The 578-nt window shown below is 65.7% G+C and carries 1 protein-coding gene; it reads right to left on the reverse strand.

From position 1 onward, the window contains the following. Positions 1 to 173: 173 nt before the first annotated feature. The coding region (locus ACT84W_RS07480) for a hypothetical protein (protein WP_444328747.1) at positions 174 to 578 on the reverse strand (405 nt) is incomplete at its 5' end.

Genomic DNA, 578 nt, shown 5'->3' on the forward strand with positions numbered 1-578 from the left:
GAGCAGGGCGAGCCTGCGCTCGGGCGCCGGCAGCTCCGGGGCACCGGGGGCGTTGTTGGCGTTTGTGGGCATCAGGGCACCTCTTTGGGGGTCGAGGGTCATGTAAGGGCGCGCCGGCAGCACAGCCGGCGCGCCCTCGATGGTACAGCACGGATTATCTTACCCGATGCGCGCTAGGCGTCCTTCTGGGGCTTGGGGTTCTCGCGCTTGAAGCGGCGGTTCTTCACGATGGCGAAGACCAGACAGAACACGAAGCCTGCGCCGGAGAGCACGAAGCACGCGGTGTCGACGAGCACGTAGGCGGGCTTGGTGTAGGCGATGGTGGTGTCCGGGCCGATGTCGTTCATGGCGAGCGAGTTGAGCGTCGCGTAGGCGATGCGGTGGACGCTGTCGCGCATGGCGGAGACCACGACGGGGTCGTTCTCGTACTTCTTGAGCTGCTTCCACTCAATCTCGGTCATGGAGTCAAAGAGGTCGGAGCCGGCCAGTACGCCGTCGGCGCCGTCCATGTAGTGGTTGTTCATGGCGGAGTTGTCCGAGATGACCGCGCCGTTGCTGCCCCACTCGCCGCGCAGGAC

Origin of the sequence: Paratractidigestivibacter sp. (assembly GCF_052362415.1) — a bacterium.
Taxonomy (GTDB): domain Bacteria; phylum Actinomycetota; class Coriobacteriia; order Coriobacteriales; family Atopobiaceae; genus Paratractidigestivibacter.